At 64.7% G+C, this 23,948-nt stretch carries 26 protein-coding genes; 4 read left to right on the forward strand and 22 right to left on the reverse strand.

What is annotated here, in order from left to right:
* Window positions 1–101: 101 nt before the first annotated feature.
* From Q0877_RS12860 to dacB, 16 genes are all read right to left on the reverse strand, one after another.
* Window positions 102–284 (reverse strand): hypothetical protein, encoded by a 183-nt coding sequence (locus Q0877_RS12860; protein ID WP_299168397.1) that lies wholly within the window; start codon window positions 282–284, stop codon window positions 102–104.
* Window positions 285–287: 3 nt separating this feature from the next.
* Entirely contained in the window at window positions 288–1,742 is a 1,455-nt protein-coding gene (lysS, locus tag Q0877_RS12865; RefSeq protein WP_299168541.1) for a lysine--tRNA ligase, read from the reverse strand.
* Window positions 1,743–1,806: 64 nt separating this feature from the next.
* Window positions 1,807–2,718 (reverse strand): pantoate--beta-alanine ligase, encoded by a 912-nt coding sequence (panC, locus tag Q0877_RS12870; RefSeq protein ID WP_299168399.1) that lies wholly within the window; start codon window positions 2,716–2,718, stop codon window positions 1,807–1,809.
* Window positions 2,715–3,653, reverse strand: coding sequence for a Rossmann-like and DUF2520 domain-containing protein (locus Q0877_RS12875; RefSeq protein ID WP_299168401.1), 939 nt, complete (start codon window positions 3,651–3,653; stop codon window positions 2,715–2,717). Before Q0877_RS12875 ends, panC begins: the two co-directional genes overlap by 4 nt.
* Window positions 3,640–5,178: a PH domain-containing protein gene (locus Q0877_RS12880; protein ID WP_299168403.1), complete on the reverse strand. Its 1,539-nt coding sequence runs from the start codon at window positions 5,176–5,178 to the stop codon at window positions 3,640–3,642. Before Q0877_RS12880 ends, Q0877_RS12875 begins: the two co-directional genes overlap by 14 nt.
* Window positions 5,175–5,687, reverse strand: a complete 513-nt coding sequence (locus Q0877_RS12885; protein ID WP_299168406.1) for a PH domain-containing protein — start codon at window positions 5,685–5,687, stop codon at window positions 5,175–5,177. The genes Q0877_RS12880 and Q0877_RS12885 overlap by 4 nt, the downstream gene beginning before the upstream one ends.
* Window positions 5,680–6,171 carry a DUF3180 domain-containing protein gene (locus tag Q0877_RS12890; protein WP_299168408.1) on the reverse strand — a complete coding sequence of 164 codons (492 nt, stop codon included), beginning with the start codon at window positions 6,169–6,171 and terminating at the stop codon, window positions 5,680–5,682. The genes Q0877_RS12885 and Q0877_RS12890 overlap by 8 nt, the downstream gene beginning before the upstream one ends.
* Before the next feature lie 7 nt (window positions 6,172–6,178).
* Window positions 6,179–6,673 (reverse strand): 2-amino-4-hydroxy-6-hydroxymethyldihydropteridine diphosphokinase, encoded by a 495-nt coding sequence (folK, locus tag Q0877_RS12895; protein ID WP_299168410.1) that lies wholly within the window; start codon window positions 6,671–6,673, stop codon window positions 6,179–6,181.
* Window positions 6,670–7,053: a dihydroneopterin aldolase gene (folB, locus tag Q0877_RS12900; RefSeq protein ID WP_299168412.1), complete on the reverse strand. Its 384-nt coding sequence runs from the start codon at window positions 7,051–7,053 to the stop codon at window positions 6,670–6,672. Before folB ends, folK begins: the two co-directional genes overlap by 4 nt.
* 7 nt (window positions 7,054–7,060) lie before the next feature.
* Window positions 7,061–7,969 carry a dihydropteroate synthase gene (folP, locus tag Q0877_RS12905; protein WP_299168414.1) on the reverse strand — a complete coding sequence of 303 codons (909 nt, stop codon included), beginning with the start codon at window positions 7,967–7,969 and terminating at the stop codon, window positions 7,061–7,063.
* 15 nt (window positions 7,970–7,984) lie between these two features.
* Window positions 7,985–8,602 carry a GTP cyclohydrolase I FolE gene (gene folE, locus Q0877_RS12910; RefSeq protein ID WP_299168416.1) on the reverse strand — a complete coding sequence of 206 codons (618 nt, stop codon included), beginning with the start codon at window positions 8,600–8,602 and terminating at the stop codon, window positions 7,985–7,987.
* 50 nt (window positions 8,603–8,652) lie between these two features.
* Window positions 8,653–10,758, reverse strand: a complete 2,106-nt coding sequence (gene ftsH / locus Q0877_RS12915) for an ATP-dependent zinc metalloprotease FtsH (protein WP_299168420.1) — start codon at window positions 10,756–10,758, stop codon at window positions 8,653–8,655.
* A 196-nt stretch (window positions 10,759–10,954) separates the two neighbouring features.
* Window positions 10,955–11,506 carry a hypoxanthine phosphoribosyltransferase gene (gene hpt / locus Q0877_RS12920; protein WP_299168423.1) on the reverse strand — a complete coding sequence of 184 codons (552 nt, stop codon included), beginning with the start codon at window positions 11,504–11,506 and terminating at the stop codon, window positions 10,955–10,957.
* Between the two features lie 15 nt (window positions 11,507–11,521).
* Window positions 11,522–12,625 (reverse strand): tRNA lysidine(34) synthetase TilS, encoded by a 1,104-nt coding sequence (gene tilS / locus Q0877_RS12925; protein ID WP_299168427.1) that lies wholly within the window; start codon window positions 12,623–12,625, stop codon window positions 11,522–11,524.
* Window positions 12,622–13,752, reverse strand: coding sequence for a zinc-dependent metalloprotease (locus Q0877_RS12930; protein ID WP_299168432.1), 1,131 nt, complete (start codon window positions 13,750–13,752; stop codon window positions 12,622–12,624). Before Q0877_RS12930 ends, tilS begins: the two co-directional genes overlap by 4 nt.
* Window positions 13,753–13,841: 89 nt before the next feature.
* Complete coding sequence (dacB, locus tag Q0877_RS12935; protein ID WP_299168435.1) at window positions 13,842–15,269, reverse strand: D-alanyl-D-alanine carboxypeptidase/D-alanyl-D-alanine-endopeptidase; 1,428 nt, start codon at window positions 15,267–15,269, stop codon at window positions 13,842–13,844.
* Between the two features lie 212 nt (window positions 15,270–15,481).
* On the opposite strand from dacB, the gene Q0877_RS12940 reads away from it, so the two are divergent.
* Window positions 15,482–16,048 carry an inorganic diphosphatase gene (locus Q0877_RS12940; protein WP_299168544.1) on the forward strand — a complete coding sequence of 189 codons (567 nt, stop codon included), beginning with the start codon at window positions 15,482–15,484 and terminating at the stop codon, window positions 16,046–16,048.
* Window positions 16,049–16,148: 100 nt separating this feature from the next.
* Window positions 16,149–16,775, forward strand: coding sequence for a hypothetical protein (locus tag Q0877_RS12945; protein WP_299168547.1), 627 nt, complete (start codon window positions 16,149–16,151; stop codon window positions 16,773–16,775).
* On the opposite strand, the gene Q0877_RS12950 is transcribed toward Q0877_RS12945, so the two are convergent.
* Window positions 16,772–17,629, reverse strand: a complete 858-nt coding sequence (locus tag Q0877_RS12950) for an HAD family hydrolase (RefSeq protein WP_299168438.1) — start codon at window positions 17,627–17,629, stop codon at window positions 16,772–16,774. The two genes, Q0877_RS12945 and Q0877_RS12950, sit on opposite strands and share 4 nt — an antisense overlap.
* Window positions 17,630–17,712: 83 nt before the next feature.
* Between Q0877_RS12950 and Q0877_RS12955 the strand changes: the two genes are divergently transcribed.
* The gene (locus Q0877_RS12955) at window positions 17,713–18,726 is read left to right on the forward strand and encodes a serine hydrolase (RefSeq protein ID WP_299168440.1); all 1,014 of its coding nucleotides are present in this window, start codon (window positions 17,713–17,715) and stop codon (window positions 18,724–18,726) included.
* An 8-nt stretch (window positions 18,727–18,734) separates the two neighbouring features.
* Here Q0877_RS12955 and serS read toward each other — a convergent pair whose 3' ends face one another.
* Window positions 18,735–20,000 carry a serine--tRNA ligase gene (serS, locus tag Q0877_RS12960; RefSeq protein WP_299168443.1) on the reverse strand — a complete coding sequence of 422 codons (1,266 nt, stop codon included), beginning with the start codon at window positions 19,998–20,000 and terminating at the stop codon, window positions 18,735–18,737.
* Window positions 20,001–20,067: 67 nt separating this feature from the next.
* On the opposite strand from serS, the gene Q0877_RS12965 reads away from it, so the two are divergent.
* On the forward strand, window positions 20,068–21,171 hold the full coding sequence (locus Q0877_RS12965) for a diacylglycerol kinase family protein (RefSeq protein WP_299168445.1): 1,104 nt from the start codon (window positions 20,068–20,070) through the stop codon (window positions 21,169–21,171).
* Between the two features lie 8 nt (window positions 21,172–21,179).
* Here Q0877_RS12965 and Q0877_RS12970 read toward each other — a convergent pair whose 3' ends face one another.
* The 4 genes from Q0877_RS12970 to Q0877_RS12985 all read right to left on the reverse strand — a co-directional run bounded on the left by Q0877_RS12970 (window position 21,180) and on the right by Q0877_RS12985 (window position 23,924).
* A complete protein-coding gene (locus tag Q0877_RS12970) occupies window positions 21,180–21,563 on the reverse strand; it encodes a hypothetical protein (protein ID WP_299168449.1) in 384 nt (127 codons plus the stop codon).
* Window positions 21,564–21,648: 85 nt separating this feature from the next.
* Window positions 21,649–22,620, reverse strand: a complete 972-nt coding sequence (locus tag Q0877_RS12975) for a DNA topoisomerase IB (protein WP_299168452.1) — start codon at window positions 22,618–22,620, stop codon at window positions 21,649–21,651.
* Between the two features lie 33 nt (window positions 22,621–22,653).
* On the reverse strand, window positions 22,654–23,601 hold the full coding sequence (pheA, locus tag Q0877_RS12980; protein WP_299168455.1) for a prephenate dehydratase: 948 nt from the start codon (window positions 23,599–23,601) through the stop codon (window positions 22,654–22,656).
* Complete coding sequence (locus tag Q0877_RS12985) at window positions 23,598–23,924, reverse strand: rhodanese-like domain-containing protein (protein ID WP_299168458.1); 327 nt, start codon at window positions 23,922–23,924, stop codon at window positions 23,598–23,600. Before Q0877_RS12985 ends, pheA begins: the two co-directional genes overlap by 4 nt.
* Window positions 23,925–23,948 lie beyond the last annotated feature (24 nt).

Raw genomic sequence — 23,948 nt, forward strand, 5'->3', positions numbered from 1 at the left:
CAGGCTAACCCATTCGCGGGCATTCCTACCTGAGGCACCGATCAACTTTCACGGGCATATTGACTTGAGGCACTACGAGAACGAAAACCATACTGAACGATTTACTGCTCCCGCGGCGCCTCATCGGAAGGCGGTTGCGGTTTTGCTATTGCATTGTCACGGTTGCTTCGTTCTGCGGACTCAGCTTCACGCTCGGCGCGGTCGGCGTTGAAGATCGACTTCATAACGAAGTAGAAGATAAGCCCCACCGCAACGGAGGGCAGAAGAACGGCCAGATACTCCATGAATTAACCAAGCTCCGGCTTCAGCAGCGGAAATAGGATCGTTTCCCTGATTCCGGCGGAGGTGAAAAGCATCACCAGGCGGTCGATACCCAGACCGATTCCTCCCATCGGCGGTGCACCGTATTCAAGTGCCCGCAGGAAGTCCTCGTCCAGCTGCATCGCTTCCTCGTCTCCGGCAGCCGCTTTCTGTGACTGCTCAGTAAGGCGTTCACGCTGAATCACCGGATCAATCAGTTCGGAGAAGGCGGTCCCCCGCTCCATGCCGCCGATGATGAGGTCCCAGGCCTCAATCAGCTGCGGTTGATCGCGGTGCTGGCGGGCCAGGGGCTGTGCCGACGGCGGATAGTCATAGACGAAGGTGGGCTGCAACAAAGTGGGCTCGACGATTTCCCCGAAAAGCTCCAGGACAAGCTTTTCCGCGTCCCACCCGGGATCCACCGAGATATCCCGTTCTTCGGCGATTGCCAGCAGGATTTCCCTGTCAGTATCCGGAGTGATTTCACGGCCGACGGCTTCCGAGAGTCCGGGATAAACTCCGAGCCAACGCCATTCGCCGTCAAGGTCGATGGTCCCCGCCTCGGTTTCAATCTGTCGTGAGCCGAGGAGATCAGCACAATTGAGGATGATCTCCTTCATTCGCTCGGCCATCACGAACTGGTCGGCATAAGCCTCGTAGCACTCAAGCATGGTGAATTCAGGACTGTGGGTTGAATCCACACCCTCGTTGCGGAAAATACGCCCGATTTCATAGACCCGGTCGATTCCACCCACAACTGCGCGCTTCAGATAGAGCTCCAACGCGATCCGGAGTGTCATTTTCTGGTCAAACGCATTGACGTGGGTTTCGAATGGACGCGCCGCGGCACCGCCGTGGACAAGCTGGAGAATAGGTGTTTCCACCTCGATGTAATCGCGGGCGTGGAGCGTCTCGCGGATGCTGCGGGTAATCATCGCCCGGGTTCGGACCATCTGCCGCGCTTCCTCACGCACGAGCAGGTCAACGTAGCGCTGGCGGACCCGGGTCTCCTCATTCACGCCTGCATGCAGCGTGGGCAAGGGACGCAGCGCTTTCGACGCCATCGACCACCCCGAGGCCATGACGGAAAGCTCGCCGCGGCGCGAGCTGATAACCTCGCCCGCAATCTGCACGTGGTCACCGAGGTCGACTGTCGCCTTCCACTCCGCCAGCGACTCCTCGCCCACGGCGGCCAGGCTCAGCATGGCCTGCAGACGCGTCCCGTCACCCTCCTGCAGGGTGGCGAAGCACAGTTTGCCGGTGTTCCGGAGGAAAACCACCCGGCCGACAACGCTGACGTTTTCGCCGGTTGAGCCACCCGCTTCCAGATCCGGGAAGCGTTCGCGGATCGCGGCCAGGGACGAGGTGCGCTCCGGCTTGACCGGGTAGGGTTCCTCACCGCGCTCCAGCAGGCGTGCGCGCTTTTCCATGCGGATGCGCATCTGCTCGTTGAATTCTTCAGTGGAGAGGGCTGGCTCAGTGGTCACGATATCCAAGGTTACCGGTTCAACCTTGCGGGCCGGCCGGGTCCGCTTTCAGCGGTTGATTGTCAATGAGCCTCACGCTGCCGACCCGCGCGGCAATGAGCGCCAACCCTTCCCCGCTGAATGGAGTCTCACGGCAGTTGAAGCCGAGCGGCTCCAGGGTCTCATGATCGACCACCTCGAAGTACTCCAGCTCTACAAGCGGCTGGCTTTTGACCAGCGCGACGGCGGAGTCCAGGTCGAGCGGTTCGCAGCGGGAAGCCTGCCCCGCCAGAAGGCGCAGTGCGCGGGACAGGACGAGGGCAGCCTCCGATTCCTCCTCATTCAGAAACCGGTTCCGGCTCGAAAGGGCAAGCCCTTCGGGCGAGCGGACCGTGGGCACTGCGCGGATTTCGGCTGCAAAGCTGAGGTCGCTGACCATCCGGCGGATCAGTGCCAGCTGCTGCACGTCCTTCTGCCCGAAGTAAGCCCGGTACGAGGCATCGGTTGCGGGCCAGGCGAGGTGCAGCAGTTTGGCTACGACGGTGAGCATGCCGTCGAAGTGGCCGGGCCGGAACTCACCCTCAAACTTCTCGCCGAGGCGGCCGGCGGAGAGCCGGATCAGCGGTTCGCCGCCTGGATAGACCTCGTCCCGGGACGGAGCAAACACCAGGTCGACGCCGCACTGCCCCAGCATTTCCACGTCCGCTTCCAGCGTCCGCGGATAACGTTCGAGGTCCGTCGGGTCGCCGAACTGCAGCGGATTCACAAAGATGGTGGCAACAACGACGTCGTTCTCTCCCCTGGCTGCGCGGGCGAGCGCAGCGTGGCCCTCATGCAGGGCACCCATGGTGGGGACCAGCCCAAGACTTGCCCGGCCGGAGTCCAGCGCGCCCAGCAGTTCAGTGGTTGCCGCACGGAGTTCGGCGGCGGTGGTGACAACCCGGGGGCTCATTCGCTTCCTTCCTGCTCGGACGCCGTGAGTGCGTCGAGAATGGCGCGTGCCTGTTCGGGGGTGAGCACTCCGCGCTGCACAGCGCGGCGTGCGGTCACACCTGCGAGCCGGGTGTAGGCATCATGGATATCCTCCGGGGCGTCAGCAAGCGCCCCCGCGTGCGCTGCGACCGTTCCCGCATCGCCGCGGGCAACGGGTCCGGTGAGGGCGCCCTCGCCGGCGGCAAGCGCGTTCTCGAGCGAGGCACGCATCAGTGGCCCCAACAACCGGTCGGGCCGCTCCACGCCGATGCTCCCGAGCAGCTGGGTGGACTGCGCTGCCAGCGTCACCAGATGGTTCGAGGCATGCGCCAGCGCCGCGTGGTACAGCACCCGGTCCTCCTCCTCGATGACGACCGGCTCGGCGCCCATCTCGACCACCAGCGCCTGTGCCACGGGCAGGACGGCGGGGGGCGCAGTGACACCGAACATGCTGTCCGGCAGGCGCGTCAGGTCCAGACTCATGCCGGTAAAGGTCATCGCGGGATGGAGCGCGAGCGGGATGGCTCCGAGCTTCCGCGCAGGTTCGAGCACAGTCGTTCCGAACCGGCCGGAGGTGTGCGCGACAAGCTGCCCGGGCTGCCAGGCACCCACGGTCGCGAGGCCGGACACCAGGTCCGGGAGGGCGTCGTCGGGCACTGCCAGCAGCACCAGCTCCGCGCGCTCCACGATCTGCGGGATTTCAAGCACCGGCACTCCGGGCAGGAGGTTCTCGGCGCGTTCCCTGCTGGCTTCGGAGACAGCCGAAACTCCGACAACGGCGTGTTCAGCAGCGCGCAGCGCAGCTCCGAGCACAGCACCGACCCTGCCTGCGCCGATCACACCGACCCCCAGCCTGCCGGGCTTCCTGCGCGAACTTTCAGTCCGCGGGCGCGCCGGGAACTCAGGAACGCTCATGAGCGGGCCCTTCCAGGTAGGACGGCGGTGCGGGCATCACGGCGTTCTCGGGCAATGCACCCGGTTCTTCAGCCGCCCCCTCGACCGGTACGGGACGCATCCACTGCTCGGGGCCGCTGCGTCGTCGGGCGTCGGCGGCCCGTTCGGCCTGCTCGGAGAAGAGCCGCCAGGCGTCCTGCTCCGGGATCTGGCGTACACGGGGCGACACCGGCCCGGGAGTTGTGTGGAAGATAAGGTCGGCCACTCCGAACCTTTTCGCCAATGGCCCCTCGTGCAGCGCCAGTGACTGGGTCCGCTCGTGGGGTACGACGGCGAGCTGGCGCCACCATGCACCGGAGCGGGCCAACAGGGCGGTGCCGGTTACGGCCACCCCGTTACGACGCCAGGCCATTGGGGCAATCAACCGAGCGCGGCGCGGGGTGGTGATGAAACCGGCGTCGGAATCGCGCCCGGCAAGGCCCGCGGAGAACACCTCGAGCGGCTTATCCGTTCCGGGATCAGGCAGTACCAGTGCGATCACCTTGAGAACCTCATCGAGCGTTCCGACCGGGAGGAGCGTTGCGCGGGCCTGTGCCTCACCGCTCGCGGAGGCGCCGTAGCCGGCGACATTCACGGTGACCTTGTACCAGCCCTTCAGCCGCCAGAGCGGCGACTGGATGACACCGACCGCCTGCACCCGGCCCGGCGGTACCGTCTGGGTCCGCGTGTCCAGGAGGCCGTAGCGGATCCGAATCCCGTCGGGGGAAATGGCTGCTCGGAAGTTGAATCCCGTGTTGAGAACGTTCCAGTAACCGCTGACCACGCCGATCAGGATGGGCACGAAAGCGGCAAGCAGCGCGCCCGTGTCCAGGACGAAGGCGAAGACGACAACGCCGATGGAACCAAGTACGACGGCCACGGTGTTGCCGGACAGCGCTGCCGCACCGATAACGCGGGCGGGGGCGAGGGCCAGGACTTCGCGCTCGGGCGCCTCGGGAATGTCCTGGGGGTGCTCGGGGTCGACAGCGACGCCGGCAGCACGGGCGAGGATTGTTGCACGCAGCTTTTGCGCCTCCCCGAGTTTCAGGAAGGAGAGCCGCACCGCTGATTCGCCGGCGTCAGCCACGTCGAACTTCAGTTCCGCAAGCTCGAACACCCGCGCGAGGAAGGGCTGCACAACGTCGATGGCCTGCACGCGGTCCAGCCGTGCCTGCCGGTGCTGCCGGAAGATCACCCCTGAGTTGACCCGGACGTGCTCCTCGGTGACCTGGTAGCGCGTGTAGTACCAGGAAAGAAAGAACCCGCCCGCGATGAGCAGCACGACGCCGACGATGATTGCGATGGCGATCGGCAGATTGCTCACTGCTTCCCCACGGAAGCCGCCGGGGTTTCCGGTCAGGAGCCCCTCGAACCAGTCGCGGCCGCCGAAGAAGATCAGCGCCGCAATGGCAATCCAGCCGCGGACCAGCGGTGAGATGATGTGGACGCGCTTCCACTCGCCGGGGGAGGCGGACAGCAGCGCCGGGTCAGGTGCGGATTCGGTCACAGCCCCGCCAGCTTCGCTTCACCGCGTGCCGAGAGCTGTTCACGCAGACGCGCTCCCTCGCTGGAAGGAAGTCCGGGGATTTCAGCGTTGGTGCCCGGCGAGGCCGTGTGCAGCTTGAGGGTGCATAGGCCTAGGGCGCGCTCAATGGGCCCTACCGCCACGTCGACATACTGCATCCGGCCGTACGGCACCACCATGGTGCGCTGGAAGAAGATGCCGTGACGGACCAGCAGGTCTTCGTTGCGTTCGGCATAGCCGATTGCCCGCACCTGGCGGGGAAGCAGGAGTCCGCGCCACCCCGCGAAAACAACGACGACGGCGGGCAGCAGCCACGCGAGCAGCGACGGGAAGCGCGGCAGGACACCGGTCAGCAGCAGCACGAGCGGCACCGAGAAGATGATGAGGAAGATCAGACTGCCGATCGCCCAGCCCGCCAGGCGGACCTTGAGATACTTCGGTGACACGCGGGTCCATTCGATACCCGCCGGATCTATCGGTTCCCTACGCATACTCCCCCTCGCCGCTCTCCCGCGGCCTGTCAGCGCCGCCCTCGTCATCCGGTGGAAGCTTGCAGAAACTCTCCACGATCAATCCGGTTGCAATCATGACTATGCCACCAGCTATCACCGCCAGCGAACCCCAGATCGGGCCAAGGTTGCTGCGCACTCCGAGCAGGGTTAACTGATCCGCGAGAATCCCCACGTGCCAGCCCGTTGTCAACGCACCGGCATAGGCGGTGGCCTGCGCCAGAACGACCGTTCGTGCCGCGAGGATGGGGTCCAGAACCCGCTTGCGGCTGCCGGCGCGCCAGCGTTTCACCCGGAGCCCGAAAACAAGCGTCACGGCGACGACGGCGACGATGGTCAGCAGCGAGCTGAGCGGCAAGGCAGGAGTGGGATAGCCGTTACGCGTAACCCACCAGTTGATCAGCCACCCGGCGGCGCCGAACACCAGCCCGATGAGAACGAGCCAGCTTATCCGGATGGTTCCCACGGGCCTGCTAGACCCCCTCGAACGGTACGAGCCCGGGGAGGTCTTCTGCCTGTTGGACAAGTTCGGCGACCGGTCTGCCGGCCAGGGTGGCAGAGCCGTCCATCCAGGCCCACGGCTGCAGGACAAATGCGCGCGTTGCGGCACGGGGGTGCGGCAACGTCAGCTTCTCGTCGTCCGAAACGAGGTCGCCGTACGTGATGATGTCGACGTCGAGGGTGCGTGGTCCCCACCGCACCTCGCGCACCCGGTGATGCTTGTTCTCCACACCCTGGCAGTGTTCGAGCAGCTCATACGGGCCGAGGTCCGTGTCGATCTCGATCACCATGTTCAGGTAGTCCGGCTGTTCCGGTCCGCCAACGGCTTTCGTCTGAACAATCGGCGAGACTTCCCGCAGCCTGACATTCGGCGAATCGACCAGGTCCGCCACTGCCAGGGACAGGGTGTCGCGGCTCTCGCCGAGGTTGCTGCCCAGTGCGAGGACGACGCGCACAGTACCGCTCATGTGCGCTCCCGGAAGATCGACACCGCAACGTCGCCAAACGGAACCCCGATGGGCGCCTTCGGCTTGTGCACGGTTACCTCTACGGCCGTCACAGCGAAGGAGGAAAGGATTGAGGAGGCTATCCGCTCAGCGAGTGCCTCGATCAGGTTCAGCGGTTCGCCTGCAATGAGTTCCGCGACCTGTTCGGCGAGTTCCCCGTAGTGCGCGGTTTGGGTGAGGTCATCGCTTCTGCCTGCCGGCCGCAGGTCAAGGTGCAGCACCACGTCGACGATGAATGGCTGGCCATCGCGCCGCTCGTGTTCGAAAACGCCATGGTGGCCGACGGCGGTGATCCCCGTGAGGGTGATCGTGTCCTGCCGCGCCGGGAGACTGGAGCCCATGATCTGCCTACGTCGTCTTCCAGGCTGCGGCAACCTTGACCGCATCCAGGTTGGAAGCGACATCGTGTACCCGCACGCACCAGACGCCGCTGGCAGCAGCGAGGGCGGAGACGGCGACGCTGGCGTCACTGCGTTCGGCGGGAGCTGCTGCTTTGCCCGCGGTACTGAGCAGCGTTCCCAGGAACCGCTTGCGGGAGGCGCCGATCAGAACGCGGTTACCAAGATCGTTGAAGCGCTCCAGTGAACGCAGCAGGGCCCAGTTGTGGGCTTCCGTCTTGGCGAATCCGATGCCGGGGTCGAGGATGATCTGTTCCGGAGCTACCCCGGCCGCGCAAAACGTGTCCCGGATGCCGGTGAGTTCGGAGATCACGTCTTCAACGACGTCGTCGTAGTCCGCAAGAGAATCCATTGTCTGCGGATTGCCGCGCTGGTGCATCAGGACGTAGTGGACGCCGCGTTCGGCGATCAGCGCCGGCATGGCGGGATCGAAGTCCAGTCCGGAAACGTCGTTGACGATCGCGGCGCCTGCATCGATCGCTTTGGCGGCCGTGGAGGCGTGCATGGTGTCGACGCTGACCAGCGCACCGGCCTTCACCAGGGTCTCCACAACGGGGATGATTCGCTTTTGCTCCTCCTCCACCGAAATGCGGTCGGCGTTGGGACGGGTGGATTCACCGCCCACGTCGACAATGTCCGCTCCCGCGTAGTGCATCCGGAGCCCCTCGGCGATGGCGTCATCCGCTGTGGCGAACCTGCCGCCGTCGCTGAAGGAATCAGGGGTAACGTTCAGGATTCCCATCACCAGCGCCCGGTCGGTGGGCAGGTCTGAGAAGGACTTGCGCACCCGGGTTGGCCGCAGGACGGGAATGGGAGAGGTCGCCGGTCCGGTTCCTGGGGCTGCCGCGAGTGAATCCATAAAAGTTGCTGTGTCCTATCTTCCGAGTATCAGGCTCATGGCCTCGGCGCGCGTGGCGGCGTCCCGCACCTGTCCGCGTACCGCCGAGGTGACCGTTTTTGCTCCTGGTTTGCGGATGCCGCGCATCGACATGCACATGTGCTCACATTCGATGACCACAATGGCTCCCTTTGGCTGCAGATGTTCCATCATCGCATCGACGATCTGCGTGGTCAGGCGTTCCTGTACCTGCGGGCGCCGGGCGAAGATCTCCACCAGCCGCGCGAGTTTGCTCAGGCCGGTGATCTTCCCGTCGTCAGAGGGAATGTACCCGATATGCGCTGATCCGTGAAACGGTACGAGGTGGTGCTCGCACGTTGAGTAGAACGGGATGTCCTTGACCAGCACCAGCTCTTCGTGGTCCAGGTCAAAGGTGGTCGAGAGGACATCCTTCGGGTCCTGGTGGAGGCCGGCGAAGAATTCCGCGTACGCCCTGGCCACGCGCTTGGGGGTCTCCAGCAGGCCGTCCCTGTCCGGATCCTCGCCGATGGCGGCAAGAATCTCGCGGACTGCCCGCTCGATTCTCGGCTGGTCCACCGTTGAACCGCTGGCCGCCAGGGCCGCATCAACCATCTGATCGTCAAAATCGGTCACGCCAAGAATCCTATCCCGGCCCCTGTGGCCGCCCTGCTGGTCGTTACGACCTAGTCGTTACGACGCCGGCCATGCCCGTCCTGGTCATTGCTTCCGGATGTTCCGGTTGTTCCGCCCTTGTCATCAGGCTCGGTTTCCGGCTCCGGCAGGCTGTCACCCTTCACATCGAAGTCACTCGGCAGGTTGGCATCAGCGATCTGATCCTGTGGCGAGACCTCGTCCGGGTCCGGTTGTCCTGCTGCTCCGGCCTCTTGACGTTCCTTGTCCGTGACCACGGGCGGCAGCGAATGCACTGGCCTGCTGTCCTTTGAAAGCCAGATGCTGCGCGCATCGCGCTTTCGGATGTCGGTGAAAACCTCAGCGATCTCGGCCTGGTTCAGCGTCTCGCGCTCAAGCAGTTCGAGAGCCAGCCGGTCCAGCACGTTCCGGTTCTCCGTAAGAATCGCGTATGCCTCATCATGGGCGTTGTCGACGAGCCGCCGAACTTCCTCATCGACGATGTAGGCAATGTGGTCGGAGTAGTTGCGCTCATGTCCCATGTCGCGTCCGAGGAACGGTTCACCGCCCCCCTGGCCAAGCTTCACAGCGCCGATCCGCTCGCTCATGCCGTACTGCGTCACCATCTTCCGGGCGGTCGCCGTCGCCTTCTCGATGTCGTTGGACGCTCCGGTGGAGGGATCGTGGAAGACGATTTCCTCCGCCACACGGCCGCCCATGGCGTACGCCAACTGGTCGAGCAACTCATTGCGCGTGATGGAGTACTTGTCATCAGCGGGCAGCACCATGGTGTATCCCAGGGCCCGCCCACGCGGAAGGATGGTGACCTTGGTGACCGGGTCGGTGTTGCGCAGCGCAGCGGCAACCAGGGCGTGACCACCCTCGTGGTAGGCGGTGATTTTCCGCTCCAGCTCCTTCATGACCCGGCTGCGTTTCTGCGGTCCGGCAATGACGCGATCAATCGCCTCATCCAGTGCGCGGTCATCAATGAGCTGGGCGTTGGAGCGCGCGGTGAGCAGCGCCGCCTCGTTCAGGACGTTCGCGAGGTCAGCACCGGTGAATCCCGGGGTCTTCTTGGCGACCGACTCGAGGTCCACACCGGGAGCCATCGGCTTGCCCTTCGAGTGAACCTGCAGGATGCGGTTGCGGCCGCCCATGTCCGGTGCCTCGACGCCGATCTGGCGGTCGAAGCGGCCGGGACGCAGCAGTGCCGGGTCAAGGACGTCGGGACGGTTGGTCGCAGCGATGAGGATGACGTTGGTGTTCGCGTCGAACCCGTCCATCTCCACCAGGAGCTGGTTGAGGGTCTGCTCGCGCTCGTCATTGCCGCCGCCCACGCCAGCGCCGCGGTGGCGGCCTACGGCGTCGATCTCGTCAACGAAGATGATTGCGGGAGCGTTGGACTTGGCCTGCTCGAACAGGTCACGGACACGGGAGGCGCCGACGCCGACGAACATCTCGACGAAGTCGGAGCCGGAGATCGAATAGAACGGCACACCGGCCTCACCGGCCACGGCACGGGCGAGGAGGGTCTTACCGGTTCCGGGAGGGCCGTAGAGGAGGACACCCTTCGGGATTTTGGCGCCGAGTGCCTGAAATTTGGCCGGCTCCTGCAGGAATTCCTTGATTTCGTGGAGTTCCTCCACGGCTTCGTCAGCACCGGCGACGTCGTTGAACGTCACCTGGGGCATGTCCTTGTTGATGAGCTTGGCCTTGGACTTGCCGAACTGCATCACCTTTGAGCCGCCGCCCTGCATGCGGCTGAGCAGGAACCAGAAGATCACGCCGAGGATCAGGATGGGCAGGATCAGGCCGAGGATACTGGTGAACCAGTTGTTCTCGACCGGCTGGTCTGTGAAGCCATCGACGTCCGAGCTGTTGATGGCATCGACGACGCCCTCGGCACGCGCGGCGCTGAAGAAGAATGAGACGCTGCGGCCGAGGTCTTCATAGTCCTCGCGCAGCGTGAGATCAACGCGTTGTTCGCCGTCGTAGATCTTTGCCTGCTCTACCTGGTTGTCCGCAAGGAGCTCCAGGCCGATGTTCGTGTCCACGCGGGCACCGCTGGTGTTGAACACGGAGGGCAGAATGACCAGAAGTGCGGCTACCGCCAGCACGATCCAGAAAATGGGCCCTCTGAAAATGCTCTTCAATTTCATTCAACTCAGGGCTGAATGCCCTGTCCCTCCTGATTAACTGCCAATTGGCCCTGGTCCACATAACTGCGGAATGCCCGATGCGCCCCAACCTGCTACCAGCTTTACATTCCCTGCAGAATCCACGCACACGCTCGGCCGAAAGTTCCCTCTGGGCGTACAGGTGAGCAGGCAGGGCGGGCTGACCAACCTGCGGCGGTTACTCGTAGACGTGCGGAGCCAGCGTTCCGATGAAGTCGAGGTTGCGGTACTTCTCCGCGAAGTCCAGGCCGTAACCGACAACGAACTCGTTGGGAATGTCATAGCCGACGTACTTCACGTCGATGGCGACCTTCGCGGCGTCAGGCTTGCGCAGCAGCGTGCAGATTTCAACCGATGCCGGTCCACGGGAGAGGAGATTGGCCTTGAGCCAGGACAGGGTGAGCCCTGAGTCGATGATGTCTTCGACAATGAGGACGTGCTTGCCCATGAGGTCCGTTTCGAGGTCCTTCAGGATCCGCACTACACCCGACGACTGCGTACCCGAGCCGTAGGAGGAGACGGCCATCCAGTCCATGGTGACGTGCGAGTGCATTGCTCGGGCAAGGTCTGCCATGACCATGACGGCACCCTTGAGCACGCCCACAATCAGCACGTCCCGGTCAGCATAGTCGCGGTCGATTTCCGCGGCCAGTTCCTGCACCCGTTGCTGGATCTCTTCCTTGGTGTAGAGAACGTGCTTGAGGTCGGACTGGACGTCGTGTGAATCCACCTATTACTCCCGGATTTAGAGGTTCTTTCCAAGGACAAGACTGCCATAGCTTGGGTCGCCTTGGGGAACCCGGGCACCCCTTACCTGCCGGTAGGCGCTCACGTTGCCGCCGAGCTGCACAGGACCGGCTGATCCGGTGCGTCGAAGCAGGTTCTCGGCGGCGAGCAGCCGCTCGAAGCTGGGCTGCACCCCTCCCAGTTCGACGACGGCGAGTGCCAGGACCCGTTGCCGAAGAGCAGGCGGCAGGGCACGCAGGGCATCCTCGGACAGGAGGATGCGCGCAACGCCGTCGTGCCTTCCGCTGCCCGGCTGCCCGCTGTTGTCTGCCTCGATATTGTCCGCCTCTGTGCTGCCGACCGGCTGTCTCAACCTGCCGTACTCCGCGGAGGCGAGCTCCTCGAGGTACGCCGCATCCTGCGCGAGGATGCGCGAGGTCCGGTGAAGGGACTCCGCGATACCGGGGCCCAGTGCGTCCTCGAGGTACGGCAGCACCTGGGTGCGCACGCGGGAGCGGGTGAGCGAAGGATCGGCGTTTGTCGGATCATGCCATGCGTCGAGGCCGCTGAACCGGCAGATCTCTTCGGTCTCCGCCCGTCGCAGTGCAAGGAAGGGCCGCAGGTAGATCCCCCGGCGGGACGGCATGCCGCTCAGTGATCGGGTGCCGGAACCGCGGGCGAGACCAAGAAGGACCTGTTCGGCCTGGTCATCGAGGGTGTGGCCGAGCAGGACTGCGCCGGCGGCGTGGCCGTGAACGGCGGCATCGATCGCTTCGTATCGGGCAGTCCGGGCGGCGGCCTCGGGACCCATTCCGGAAGCCGCGACCTCGACCCGGCGTACGTCCACCGGCTCGAGGCCCAGCTTCACCAGCTTGGAACGCGCCGCCTCCGCTACGTCTGCGCTCTCCGGCTGCAGGCCATGGTCGACGACGACGGCTCCGACCCTGTACTGCCCGCTCTGTGCGAAGTAGGCGGCGGTCGCCGCGAGGGCGAGTGAGTCGGTTCCGCCGCTGCAGGCGACCAGGATGAGCGACCCCTGCGGCAGGCCCGCTTCATCGAGTGAAGCCCGGATCAGGTTTCTCGCCGTGCCGACCGTTGGGCTGAGCCGTGGCCGCCGGCTCACAGCCCCATCCGGCTGATCCACTCCTCGGGCGCGTGGATCTCCTTCTCCGTCGGCAGGTTCTCCGCCCGCTCCCACACCCGGTTGAAGCCCTCCATCCCGACGGCGTCAACGACCGCACGGACGAAGCGTGCTCCGTCGCTGTACTGGCGCATCTTGGCATCGAGACCCATGAGCCTGCGGATGAATTTCTCGACCGGTCCGCGGGACTTGCCGCGCGCGTTGAACCGGCGGCGGATGGTCTTCACGGTGGGGACGATACTGGAATCAACGGCGTCCATCACCACATTCGCATGCCCTTCGAGCAGGCTCATGACGGCGGTGAGATGGGAGAGCCGGGCCTTGTCTTCCGGCTCCTGGAGAAGCGAGAGGATACCGCCGTCGCTCGGGGGTACACCGTCGTCGTTCTGTTCCCTGCTGCCGCCAGCCCCATCGGTGGACTGCTGGCCTCGCGTGGGCAGCGATTTCAGCGCGTTGGTGAGACGCTCCGCGAGCGTGTCCGCCTTATCAGCGAGCCCGACGGTGAGCTGTGAGATGTGCTCCATCATGTGGTCCTTGAGCCACGGCGCCGCCGCGAACTGCACCCGGTGCGTCTGTTCGTGCAGGCATACCCACAACCGGAAATCGGCCGGCTCGACGTTGAGTTCCCGCTCGACCGACACAATGTTGGGCGCCACAAGCATGAGGCGCCCGCCCGGTCCGCGGCTGGAGGCGACGAAGGGATCATACTGGCCGAGCACTTTGCTGGAGAGGAAGGCCAGGATTGCACCCATCTGGGCGCCGGTGACCGAGCCGCCCAGTGCGGCGTTGGCTGCCTTCAGCTGCTCGGCCTTCGTCTCCATCAGGTGCTCGATGGCTGGCGCCATCAGCATCTTGAAACTCTGTGTGTTCGCTTTGGCCCACGATGCGCGGTCCACGATGATCAGTTCCGAATCCCGCAGGTCGCGGGCCGCATCGAGGCCGGTGATCCGGTGAACGTGCTCGACAGAGAGATCCGCCAGTTCACGGAGATTGCCGACGACGTCCCGAACCTCCGCGGCAGTCAGTTTGGGGCCGGGAGGCGTGAGTTTTGCCGCGCTGCTGGCGGCGAGATCCCAGTTGACGAGCTGAAGGGGGGCGTTGCTGTCCATGATGGCCATTCGACCACATTAGTCTGGGAGGCCGCTCGGCAACGCCCGTCCACAGGGACCGAGGCGAGCAAGGTGTGCCGACGCCCGGTTCAGCGGCACCCGCATGTCGCCAGGACTGCCGCTGCCGAATCGACGGCGGCGCGCGCCGGCTCGGTGGTGCCCTCGAGCCCGCTCGCGATGAACGAGAACACGAGCAGCCGACCGTCCGTCGACACCACATGGCCGGTGAGGGCGGTGACGGCGTTGAGGGTTCCGGTCTTGGCCCGGACCACGCCGGCGCCGGAGAAGGTGGGTGCGTCGCCGTCGTTATAGCGCTCAGCCAGCGTCCCTGAGAGGCCGGCCACCGGCAGTCCGTGGAGCACATGCCGCAGGGCGCGGCTGTCGGAACGGAGCAGCGTACGCACCACGTCGGTGAGCTGACGGGGAGTGACCCGGTTGCGCGGGGAAAGGCCGGAAGCGTCGCCGAGCACCATGCCCTCCGTCGGCACCCCCAGTTCCGTGATCACCTCGGCAATGGTTTCCAGGCCCCCTCCGAACGACGCCGGCCGGCCGCTGGCTTCCGCCGCCAGCCGGGCGAGGACTTCGGCAAGGTAGTTGTCCGACGTCAGGAGCATGTGCTCCACCTGCGCTTCGACGGTGGCCGATTCCACGGTCGCCAGCACCACCGCGTCCTCGCCGGCCGGCTGTCGCTCAATCCCCTCCTGCACCTGAACGCCTGCCGCTATCAGTGCCTCCCGGAAGGCAGCGGCGGTCACGAGTGCTGCGTCTGCCGCCCTGGCACCGGACCGCTTCGACTCGTCCAGCCAGGACGAGTTGATGGCGAGGGGATAGATCGGCGCAACCTCCCCCGCCTCCACGTCACCGGGCTGCCAGCTGGGATTCAGCACATCGCCGACGAAGAAGGTGTCATCGAGGACGAGGCGGTAGGAACCGCCGTCGTCGAGCTTGGCAGCTGTCTGCTCTGCGAGCGTAGCGAGGCCGGCGTGCCCGACGACGGCGTCTGGGTTCGACTGACCTGTTCCGAGCAGTACATCCCCTTCCCCCCGCAGCACCAGAACGCCGTCTGCGCCGACCCCGCCGGTAAGCACGGACGTGCTCAGGCGCTGGTCGGGGTCGAGCTTCGCCAGCGCCGCCGTGGCGGTGAGGATCTTGATGTTCGACGCCGGAAGCTGCAGTTCGCCGCCTCCCCGCTCGAAAAGCACCTCGCCGGTCAGTGCATCAAGAACGACGCCGGTCACCGGAGTTTCGCCCGGGACTTCCAGTGCAGCAGCGAGCAGCGGAGCAAGGACATCCGGTGTGGGCGTCGGCGCCTGAGCGCTCAGCTGGCTGACAAGCGTCGGTGGGGCAACGTCGTCGGGAGGTTGCTGGATCGGTGGAATTTCCGGCTCGGCTTCGTCCGGTGGAGCAGTGACCAGTTCAGCGATCTGCGGCCCGTAGTGAAGACCGAAGGGAATCGCCAGCGCTGCAAGCATCAGGGCAAGCAGCAGGGCAGTCAACACCCTGGCGCTGCGCTTCATGGTTTCCTCTTGCTGGGACTCATTGGAACTGGCTCGGTCGCCTCCGGTCAGAAATCGGTGATGACGGTCGGCGGCCTATATCTTTAACAGTAGATCGGGGCCGTGGGTGGTTCAGTCATGTCAATTGAGTCATGTCATTCCAACCTCTCCGCTGCCCACCAGGAAGTTTCACCCGCTTTCCAACCAGCTGACCGCAGGAGTTCCACATGGCCATGAAGCTCGACGTCACCATCGAGATCCCCAAGGGATCACGCGTCAAGTACGAGATCGATCACGAGACCCACCGCCTCCGCCTGGACCGAGTGCTTTTCACCTCAATGCAGTACCCCACGCACTACGGCTACTTCGAGAACACCCTTGGCGAGGACGGCGATCCGCTGGACGCGCTGGTGCTGCTGCAGGATTTCGACCTCATTCCGGGCGTTCTGGTGGAATCGCGCCCGATCGGCGTTTTCAACATGGTGGACGACGGCGGCGGCGACGCCAAGGTGCTGTGCGTTCCGGTTGACGCACGTTTCGATCACATCCAGGACCTCGGGGATGTCTCCAAGTTCCTACTGGACGAGATTGAGCACTTTTTCCGCAAGTACAAGGACCTTGAGCCCGGCAAATGGGTTGAGGCGGCTGACTGGGAGGGCCGTGAGGCTGCCGAGGCGGAGGTTGAGGCGTCACTGAAGCGCTTCGAGGCTCTGGGCGAGGCCAGTGAAGAGGACGAGCCGCAGGGCCGCTCCGTCGACGCCGACACCGACAACGCAGACATCACCCCTCAGGGCCGCTAGGCACTGAGCAGGCGCTGCCGCTAGGTACTGGGTAAACACAGCCGCCGAATCAACGTAAATCGGTTGATTCGGCGGCTCCCTCCGTCATACTGAGGTCATGCTGTTCGTGGTGACCATCAATCAGCGCGACTCCCGCGATGTGGGTGATCTGGTGCCTGAGTTACTGCGTGAGTTCCGGTTCGTCGACACCGTCATACCCTTCCAGCGATCCGTCGGAGACGAACTGCAGGGCGTCGTCGGGAGCGCGCGAGTCGCCGTTGACGTGGCGCTCAAGGCCATTCGGTTTCGCCGCTGGCACGTGGGAATCGGTGTGGGCGAAGTTCATTCGCCGATGCCGGAGCGCATCACGGACGCGGAGGGATACGGGCTGGTGTACTCACGCAGGGCGGTGAACCGGGCCCAGAAGACAGGCGAGCGCATACCGCTGGCTGTCGAGGGCCCGGACGCGGAGGTCGCCGCCGAGGCGGAAGCGGTACTGCGCCTGCTTGGGCAGATCGTATATACCCGCACCGACGCAGAGTGGAATGTGCTGGACCTGATGACGCCCGGCGCGCGCGGGCAACAGAAACTGATCGCCCAGGAGTTGGGAATCACCACGCAGGCGGTGAGCAAGGCTGTGATCCGCTCGCATTGGGTGGAAGAGTGGGCCACCCGCCCCGCAGCCGCACGGCTCCTTGACCTCGTCTACGGGCCGGTGGCCCTGCCGCCTGCAGCGCTGGCTTACTAGCGCTCCTCCTGGCCCGCGCGGGTAAGGGAACGAAGGATCTTGGCAGCGCCGTCGTCGTATACCGACGCCGTCACCTCCGAAGCAGCCGCAAGCACCTCATCCGGTGCCTGACCCATCGCAACCCCCCGTGCGGCCCAGGAGAGCATTTCGATGTCATTGCGGCCGTCACCGATGGCGACTGTCTCGGAGGGGTCAACGTCCACTCTCCGGCGCACCAGTTCGAGGGCGCTGGCCTTGGTGACGCCCGCCGCCGCAATATCCAGCCAGGCCGTCCAGCCGACCGAGTAGGTAACACCATGGAGGCCGATGGACTCGACGGCGTCGCCGAACTCCTCGGCTGTGCTGTCGGTGCTGAAGACCACCACGCGAACCGCGCGGGCACGCAGCATCCGCTCGAAATCGACGCTCTCCGCTTCAGAGCCGAAGCTCGCGTCCTGGAACCGTTCAGTGGAGAGGAAGCGGCCCTCGTCATCCTCAAGTGCGAATTTTGCCGTAGGGAGGCTCTTGCGAAGGGCGACCAGGGCCGGCTGCGGGTCAAACACGACTCGGTTGATTACCTCGTAGCCGTCCTCGAACTCGTCCACATCGATCCGGAGAGTTACGCCGCCGTTGGAGCACACGGCGTGCCCGCGGGTCAGCCCGATCTTTTCAATGATGGGCAGGGTAGCGCCGAGCGACCTGCCGGTGGCGATCACCACCTCGTGGCCGGAGTCTACGACGGCGGTAGCCGCCGCTCGGACCTCGTCCGACATTTGCCCCTCGTGATCCACCAGGGTTCCGTCAACGTCGAGTGCTATCAGTTTGCGTGTGGTCTGCTGCTGGTCATCGATGCCAGCGGGAAACGTAGTTGTCATCGTTAAAGTGAAACAGAAAACCCGGTAATCGCGGGTAGGTTTTTGATCACAACTGGGCCAACGCGCGGTTACGGAGAACAGAAATGCACGTAGACAAGCGAAGTATCGACGAAGCCATCACGGAGGGATTGTTCACCGGCGTCATCACAATCGATGTCGGAGACGTGCGCACCCTGGAGCGCTGCGAGGGCTTCATTCATCGCGCGCTGGGCGCCCCCATGACGGCCAGTACACGCATCGCGGTCGCGAGCGGCAGCAAAGCGTTCACCGCCCTCGCGGTCATGCGCCTGGTCGAGGACGGTCGTCTGCAGCTCGATCGGCGGGTACGCGCCCTGCTGGGTGACGACCTGCCGCTGATCGCCGACGACGTCACCGTAGAGCACCTGCTGTGCCACACGTCGGGCATCGGCGATTACCTGGACGAGGACGCCGGCTGGGAGGTGTCCGACCATGTGCTTACCCTGCCGGTTCATACGCTGACCACCTCGAAGGCTTTCCTGCCGATGCTCGACGGGCACCCGCAGAAGTTCCCTCCCGGCGATAGGTTCGAGTACTGTAACGGCGGCTACATGGTGCTTGCGCTGCTGCTGGAGCGGCTCACCGGACAGATCTTCCATGACGCCATCCAGCAGCTCGTGTTCCGACCGGCGGGCCTGGAGCGCACTGCCTTCCTGCCGCTGAATGACCTTCCGGCTGATGCCGCGCCCGGCTACGTCCTCGACGAGGGGAACCTCGTCAACACGTTGCACTTGCCGGTTCTCGGCAACGGCGACGGCGGGGCGTTCACGACGGCATCTGACCTGCACCGCTTCTGGCTTGCTTTCCTGGAAGGACGGATTGTCTCGCACGAAACGGCTGCGGAAATGGTCCGCCCTCGCCATGATGTACCGGCCGAGCAGATGCGGTACGGGATGGGATTCTGGGTCCACAGGGCGCACCCGGCTCTGATTCTCGAGGGGTACGACGCGGGCGCATCTTTCCGGTCAACGCACATCCCGGAGACTCAAACCACCGTCACCGTCCTCGGCAACAGCTCAGAGGGTGCGTGGCCGGTGATCTCGACGCTTGCACAGATGATCGATGCCGAGCTCGCTTGAGGCTGCGCCTATAGGACCGGCAGCACCTCGAGACCGCCCAGGTAGGGGCGCAGCGCGGCCGGCACGTTGACCGATCCGTCAGGGTTCTGGTGATGCTCAAGGATGGCGACGATCCACCTCGTTGTCGCGAGGGTGCCGTTCAGCGTGGCGACGGCGCGGGTGGACTTCGCTCCGGCAACCCTTTCGCGGATGTTGAGCCGCCGCGCCTGGAAGCTGGTGCAGTTCGAGGTGGACGTGAGCTCGCGGTATGCGTTCTGCGTGGGCACCCAGGCTTCACAGTCGAACTTGCGCGCGGCGGACATGCCGAGATCTCCCGCGGCGGTGTCGATGACGCGGTAGGGCAGCTCCACCTTAGCCAGCATCTCCTCTTCCCAGGCCAGCATCCGTTCGTGTTCCGCCAGGGATTCCTCGACGGTGGTGTAGGTGAACATCTCCACCTTGTTGAACTGGTGCACGCGGATGATTCCGCGGGTGTCCTTACCGTGCGATCCGGCCTCCCGGCGGTAGCACGATGACCAGCCCGCATACCGCAGCGGCCCTGCCGAAAGGTCCAGGATTTCATCCGAGTGATACCCTGCGAGCGCCACCTCGGAGGTTCCGGTGAGGTAGAGGTCGTCTTCGGGGAGCCGGTAGATTTCCGCGTCATGGGCGATGTCGAAACCTGTTCCCTGCATGGTCTCGGGCCGCACAAGCGTGGGGGTGATCATGGGGGTGAAACCGGAGGCGATCGCCTGGTCCATGGCCATGTTCAACAGCGCCAGCTCAAGCCGGGCACCGACGCCCTTCAGGAAGTAGAACCGCGATCCTGAGACCTTGGCGCCGCGCTCCATGTCGATAGCACCAATAAGCTCGCCGATTTCCAGGTGGTCGCGCGGCTCAAACTCGAACTGCCGCGGCTCCCCCACCGTCTTGACGACGACGAAGTCCTCCTCACCGCCTGCAGGCACGCCGTCCAGGATGGCGTTGGGCAACCGTCGCAGCAGGGACTCAGCCTCGGACTTCGCTTCCTCCGCCTGGGCTGCGGCAGCCTTCACAGACCCTGCCAGTTCCTTGACCTCCGCGAGGAGGGCCTGCTTCTCGTCGCCCTTTGCCTTGGCAACCCGCTTGCTGAAGGCATTCTGTTCCGCTCGCAGCGTCTCCGCGCTGGTAACCGCTTCGCGACGCCGGGAATCTGCTGCGATGATCGCATCGACCAGGGATTTATCCGCCTTCCGCGAGCGCTGTGAGAAGCGGAACTTTTCAGGATTTTCGCGGAGTTCGTTTACGTCGATCACCCCTCCAGACTACCGAACACGCACCCGGGTGCCCGCACGCTGACGCCGAAGGCTAGTCTGGGGAATCATGCCCCTCGAGTGGATTATCGTCGCCCTTGCGGTTGTCGCCGCAGCCGCGTCAGCGTTCAGCTGGTGGGGCGTACGAAAGTTGCGCCGGGAACGCTCCCTGCGATGGGAGGAGCCGCGCCCCGCGCTTCAGACTTCAGGTGAGCGCCAGCGGGTTGCATTGGTACTCAACCCGGTCAAGCTGCACGCGCCGATTGCGCGGGAGCAGGTTGAGCAGGCCTGTTCGGACGCGGGGTGGGATCCGCCCCTGGTACTTGAAACGACGGTGGCGGAGCCGGGCGGCGCCCAGGCAAGGCATGCCGTGGAAGAAGGTTACGACGTCGTGATTGCAGCGGGCGGCGACGGCACCGTCCGTGCCGTGGCAGCCGCACTGGTGCACAGTAACGCCGCACTGGGCCTGCTGCCGTTGGGCACAGGCAACCTGCTGGCCCGCAACCTCGGCATTGCCGTAAATGACGTGCCGCGCAGCGTCCGGCAGGCGCTTCACGGTGCCGGTCGCCGGATCGACATGGGCAGCGTTGAGCTCCGCAACGAACGGACCGGGGTCAGCGGAAATCACACCTTCCTGGTGATGGGCGGCGTCGGGCTTGATGCAGTGGTGGTCGCCGCTACAAAGGACGCGCTCAAGAAGAAGTTCGGCTGGCTCGCGTACAGCGAGGCGGGGGTGCGAAGCCTGCCCGGCAAGCGGCAGCGCATGTCGATCAGCATCGACGGCGGACCGGCGCAGACCCGCAAGGTCCACAGTGTTCTTTTCGCAAACTGCGCCCGGCTCCCAGGCGGCATCACGTTCGTTCCGGACGCCACGATCGACGACGGCTATCTGGACGTCGTCATCACCAGTCCGCGCAGTATCTTCGGCTGGCTCTGGGTCGCAGCGAAAATACTCTTCCGGCATCCCGGGCCAATCCCTGTCATTACCTATCACCGGGTGAAGCGGGTGGACGTCCGGGTTACCGAATCGACAGGCACACAGCTCGACGGCGACACCTCCGGCGATGTGACATCACTCAGTGTCGGCGTGGTGCCCGCTGCGCTGACGGTCCGGGTGCCTGGAAGGGCGACCGGACCATCAGCGGGGATGTTCAGCGACGCTCCCTGGAAGTAGCGGAGCTGCTAGCGGCGCGCGGTACCCTCCCCGTCATCGCCGCCCTCCTGAAGGGAAGGCACCGAGTCGGCATCGGTGTATCCTCCCTCAAGGTTCGAGTCCGCGTCCGTGGTCCCGTCCTTGTCCGTGTACTCACCCTCGTCAACCTGGTCCTGGCCTTCGGTGTATTCACCCACACCGTCTGCCCGCTGTGCGCCGGTGTAGCCACCCGTCACGCCGTCTGCGTCAGTGGCAGGCTCGGCGTTCTGTGACTGGCTGTTGATCAGCTGTTGCTCCTCCGCGAAGCGCAGGTCGTTTCCCTGGTCTCCGGCGTCGCCGTGCCAGTTTGGATCCGAAGTTGATCCGTCACCCTTGTTCGGGTTGACCTCGCTGTTGCCTGGCTGCTCGCTCATGGTGCCTGCCTTTCCTCAGAAGTCGCGCCACTGGCCGGGCGCTCATCATCAGCCTACTTAGCAACCGGGCTGGGGGAAAGGATTCCTAATCTTTAAGCAGCTCGCGAACAGCCTTTTCCGAAGCGGAGTAGCTCGCCACCGGGATAACCTCTCCGGACATGAACCGGTCCACTAGGCGCGGGTCGACATAGGAACTCCGGGCGATCGCCGGAGTGTTGCCCAGATGCTCGGCGACAGAGCGCATGGTCGCAGCAACCGCCTTCTGGCGTGCCGTGCGGCTCGTCGCCTTCAAATCCATTCGCGCGAGCTCCATGGACGCTGCGACGGTGGCCTGCCAGGTACGGAAGTCCTTCGCCGTGAAGCCTCCACCGGTGACCTGGCGGAGAAACTCATTGAGCTGGGAGGCATCGATTGAATGCCAGGACTCATCCGCGGCCCGGTACGCCAGCATGGTGTCCGCATTCTCCCTGCGCACCATCGGTCGCAGCGCCGCCGCCAGGTCCGAATCCTCGATGGTGGTGTCCCACTGCTGGCCGCTCTTGCCCGGAAAGCGCAGGGTGATGACCGGTCCACTGAGCGTGACGTGCTCAACCCGCAGCGTTGTGACCCCGAAGGAGTTGTTGTCCGCAGCGTACTGCGCCGAGCCGATCCGCAGCGCGCCGGAGTCCACAATGCGCAGCGCGGCGGCGAAGGCTCGTTCCTTGCCGCTGCCGTTACTGCGCAAGTGCTGGGTGATGACCCGCCGCGCACCGGGGAGCCGTTCGCCGAATTCCAGAGCGCGGTCGAACTTCTCACGGTCCTTCTTCTCGCGCCAGGCGGTGTGGTAAATGTACTGGCGGCGGCCGGCGTCGTCGGTTCCCACCGCCTGGATGTGCCCGTGGGGATAGGGACTGATCCAGACGTCCCGCCAGGCGGGCGGAATCACGAGTTCCTTGATCCGCTCGAGTTCATCCGGTTCCAGGGGTTCACCCTGCTGGTTGCGGTAGCTAAAGCCCTTTCCATGACGACGGCGCGTATAGCCGGGCTTGTTGCAGTCGCTGCGTCTCAATCGCGGCACGCCGCCTCCTCTGGTGTCCCTGGCAGGGAAGACCTAGCCTATGTCCTCCGGATCCGCCGTGGGGGACTGCCGCAACGAATCAACCCACTCCTGCGCTGCCTCGAACGCCTGGTCCGAGGTGTGCCGTGCCACTTCGTATTCACGTCGATCGGCACGAGCGTAGGAGCCGAGGAAACGCAGTCCTGGACTGATGCGGTGCAGGCCCTGGAGGGCGTCGGCAACACGGGCATCCGCGATGTGTCCGTCCGCGTCGATGCTGAAGAAGTAATCCCCGAGAAACAGGCCTGTAGGGCGGGATTCGATTCTGCTGAGGTTGACGCCGCGGGCCGCGAACTGGTCCAGAATCTCCATCAGGGCACCCGGGTGGTCTTCCGGGAGGGGGATCACCAGAGTGGTCTTGTCAGCTCCGGTCCGCTCAGGAAGGACATCCGGCCGACTGACCAGGATGAACCTGGTGACCGCGTCGGCAACGTCACCGATGTGCTCAGCCAATATGCGCAGACCCAGCCGGTTCGCTATCAACGGCGAGCAGATCGCCGCATCGTGGCCGACGCCGTCGTCGAGCAGTGCGTGGGCTGCGGCTGCCGTGGATGAAGTCGGAACGTATTCCGCACCCGGTATATTCTGCTCCGTCCATCCCCGGCACTGGGCCCAGGCGTGTCCGTGCGTCGCTACAAAACGGATCTCGCCCAGTTCCATGCCGGGGCGGGCGACAAGAACGAAGGAAACTGGAACAAGCACCTCACGGATGATCCGTAGCGGCTCTCCGTTGGCAATGGCGTCCAGGGTGGCGGAGACACCGCCCTCCACGGAGTTTTCAATCGGCACCATCGCCGCTTTCACCCGTCCGCCACGCACGAGATCCAGAGCGGAACTCACCGTCGTGGCGGGCACCCGTTCCGCTGTCCCGGCACCGGGAACCTGAAGGAGCGCGGCTTCCGTGAAGGTTCCCTCGGGGCCGAGATATGCGTACGAGCTCATAGGACGCGCGGCTCCTTGCCGGTTTCGGAGACCATCGGCCTCGAGGCCTCAATCCAGGCGTCCATCCCGCCGCTGACGTTCACTGCCGAGTACCCGTTGCCCACCAGCCATTCGGCCACGCGGAAGGATCGGCCACCTGTCCGGCAGATGACATGCAGGTCCTCATCCGGATCAAGCTCGTCCAGGCGGGCCGGGATCTCATTCACGGGGATGTGCAGGGCACCCTCGATATGCCCGGCCTCCCACTCGTAGTCCTCGCGAACATCCAGTACGGCAGTGTCCTTCCGGATGGCCTCGATGGAGACGTTTTCGCTGTCGGTCATTGCCAGCCCCGTTTCTGTTTCTCG

Source organism: uncultured Arthrobacter sp. (assembly GCF_947495145.1).
In the GTDB taxonomy this organism is placed as follows: Bacteria; Actinomycetota; Actinomycetes; order Actinomycetales; family Micrococcaceae; genus Arthrobacter_D.

Bases quoted from the DNA above. Each gene is read 5' to 3' on its own strand.
- Q0877_RS12940 (WP_299168544.1), top strand. From the start codon at position 15,482: ATGAAGCTCGACGTCACCATCGAGATCCCCAAGGGATCACGCGTCAAG.
- Q0877_RS12965 (WP_299168445.1), top strand. From the start codon at position 20,068: ATGCCCCTCGAGTGGATTATCGTCGCCCTTGCGGTTGTCGCCGCAGCC.
- Q0877_RS12885 (WP_299168406.1), bottom strand. From the start codon at position 5,687: ATGCGTAGGGAACCGATAGATCCGGCGGGTATCGAATGGACCCGCGTG.
- Q0877_RS12970 (WP_299168449.1), bottom strand. From the start codon at position 21,563: ATGAGCGAGCAGCCAGGCAACAGCGAGGTCAACCCGAACAAGGGTGAC.
- Q0877_RS12985 (WP_299168458.1), bottom strand. From the start codon at position 23,924: ATGACCGACAGCGAAAACGTCTCCATCGAGGCCATCCGGAAGGACACT.
- Q0877_RS12930 (WP_299168432.1), bottom strand. From the start codon at position 13,752: ATGGACAGCAACGCCCCCCTTCAGCTCGTCAACTGGGATCTCGCCGCC.
- pheA (WP_299168455.1), bottom strand. From the start codon at position 23,601: ATGAGCTCGTACGCATATCTCGGCCCCGAGGGAACCTTCACGGAAGCC.
- Q0877_RS12875 (WP_299168401.1), bottom strand. From the start codon at position 3,653: ATGAGCGTTCCTGAGTTCCCGGCGCGCCCGCGGACTGAAAGTTCGCGC.
- folB (WP_299168412.1), bottom strand. From the start codon at position 7,053: ATGGGCTCCAGTCTCCCGGCGCGGCAGGACACGATCACCCTCACGGGG.
- Q0877_RS12955 (WP_299168440.1), top strand. From the start codon at position 17,713: ATGCACGTAGACAAGCGAAGTATCGACGAAGCCATCACGGAGGGATTG.
- Q0877_RS12860 (WP_299168397.1), bottom strand. From the start codon at position 284: ATGGAGTATCTGGCCGTTCTTCTGCCCTCCGTTGCGGTGGGGCTTATC.
- folK (WP_299168410.1), bottom strand. From the start codon at position 6,673: ATGAGCGGTACTGTGCGCGTCGTCCTCGCACTGGGCAGCAACCTCGGC.
- panC (WP_299168399.1), bottom strand. From the start codon at position 2,718: ATGAGCCCCCGGGTTGTCACCACCGCCGCCGAACTCCGTGCGGCAACC.
- Q0877_RS12950 (WP_299168438.1), bottom strand. From the start codon at position 17,629: ATGACAACTACGTTTCCCGCTGGCATCGATGACCAGCAGCAGACCACA.
- ftsH (WP_299168420.1), bottom strand. From the start codon at position 10,758: ATGAAATTGAAGAGCATTTTCAGAGGGCCCATTTTCTGGATCGTGCTG.
- folP (WP_299168414.1), bottom strand. From the start codon at position 7,969: ATGGATTCACTCGCGGCAGCCCCAGGAACCGGACCGGCGACCTCTCCC.
- lysS (WP_299168541.1), bottom strand. From the start codon at position 1,742: ATGCGCATCCGCATGGAAAAGCGCGCACGCCTGCTGGAGCGCGGTGAG.
- dacB (WP_299168435.1), bottom strand. From the start codon at position 15,269: ATGAAGCGCAGCGCCAGGGTGTTGACTGCCCTGCTGCTTGCCCTGATG.